The organism is Pricia sp. (genome assembly GCF_041745955.1).
GTDB lineage: Bacteria > Bacteroidota > Bacteroidia > Flavobacteriales > Flavobacteriaceae > Pricia.
The window spans coordinates 1-1572 of the sequence record NZ_JBGTHY010000301.1; the positions used below are offsets into that span (position 1 = coordinate 1).

At 41.0% G+C, this 1572-nt stretch carries 2 protein-coding genes and 1 pseudogene; all 3 read right to left on the reverse strand.

The window, feature by feature from the left end; all coding sequences use genetic code 11:
* Positions 1-234 precede the first annotated feature (234 nt).
* Entirely contained in the window at positions 235-780 is a 546-nt protein-coding gene (locus ACEW8S_RS11060; protein ID WP_373518214.1) for a type 1 glutamine amidotransferase domain-containing protein, read from the reverse strand.
* Positions 781-916: 136 nt separating this feature from the next.
* Complete coding sequence (locus tag ACEW8S_RS11065) at positions 917-1396, reverse strand: very short patch repair endonuclease (protein ID WP_373518215.1); 480 nt, start codon at positions 1394-1396, stop codon at positions 917-919.
* A gap of 68 nt (positions 1397-1464) precedes the next feature.
* A pseudogene (locus ACEW8S_RS11070) lies at positions 1465-1572 on the reverse strand (succinate dehydrogenase/fumarate reductase iron-sulfur subunit); the annotation flags it as partial.

Sequence of the window (1572 nt, forward strand, 5' to 3'; positions counted from 1 at the left end):
CAAAAATAAGGATTTATGACATCCTCTTGAACCGAAAGACCCCAAAGGTTTTAAAAAACCTTTGGGGTCCGGAATTGAAGTTGGTTAATTGATTGTAAATTAACAAAAATTTAAGGACTTTACCTATTTAAATGGGCCTCATTTTAAAAATAAAACCTCGTTGTTCGATTCTTCTTCCCATAAAAAAATCCCAATCGTGAGATCGGGATTCCAGATTCGGTGGTTTTGAATGAATTAAGCATGTTGCTTTTCGTGCTTGCCCTCCTTGATTTCCTCTATCAATTTGGCGTTGAAGGCTGGTAAATCGTCGGGGTTTCTACTGGTCACAAATCCTTTGTCGACTACTACTTCTTGATCAACCCAATTTGCCCCGGCGTTAATTAAATCATCCTTTATGGACTTATAGCTGGTCATTTTACGTCCCTTGACCACGTCGGCACTGATAAGTGTCCATGGCGCGTGGCAGATGGCCGCAACTGGCTTTTCCTGCTTAAAGAAATCGCGTACAAATACAAGAACGTGCTCGTTTATTCTCAACAGGTCGGGATTTATGACCCCACCAGGTAACATCAGCGCATTGTACTCGTCAGCTTTAACCTCGTCTATTGTTCTATCAACTTTATAGGTATTAGACCAATTTCCATCGATCCATCCCTTTATTTCACCGGATTTTAAACTTACGATATCCACTTTGAAACCCTCTTTTTCCATGGCTTCTTTTGGAGACTTTAGTTCGCTTTCTTCAAATCCGTTTGTTGCTAATATTGCTATCCTCTTCATATATCTATCTATTTTAGTTATTACCATTTAATTTATTCTTTAATATAAAAGATTGTGTCGACATTTCGTGTTAAGACCCTATTAAACATTGCGTTTCAAGGGTTAAAGGTTTCCCAAGTGTGCGGAATCCCGTTGCTTATTGACTCGTTCGAACGGATTCTAGGTGTACAATGACTTTTCGAAGGCAAGTATCAAGTTCCTTTTTGATTTCAGTTTCCCAAAATCGGAAGACCGTGTAGCCCAAACGCTGCAGTTCGGCATTTACTTCGCGGTCACGTTGCATATTGCGCTCTATCTTGGCAATCCAGAATTCACGGTTGGTTTTGATCTTAGGTTTTCTTGCAGGCCAATTATGGCCATGCCAATATTCCCCATCGATAAAAATTGCGGTCTTATATTTTTTTAGGAGGATGTCGGGCTTACCAATTAATTTCCTGTAGTCGATGCGATAGCGATAGCCCGCTGCATATAAAGCTTTTCGAAAGGCAAGCTCGGGCTTGGTGTTCTTGCCCCGAATCTTACTCATGATTTTCGAACGCTTCGGAGTAGTGTAGAACCCGGATTCTTCGTTGAAGCGCGGGACTTTGATGCGTTCTTCGGAGTAGTTTTTGGGCATGAGCTAAAATATAGGAATACCACAGAAAAAACGCTGTTACGTAAATGCCAAGAAAATTTGGGTTAGCCTTACCCTTTCAAATTCGCCGACAAATACTCCCGGTTCATTCTAGCGATGTTTTCTAATGAAATCCCTTTGGGACATTCCACCTCACAGGCGCCGGTATTAGTGCAATT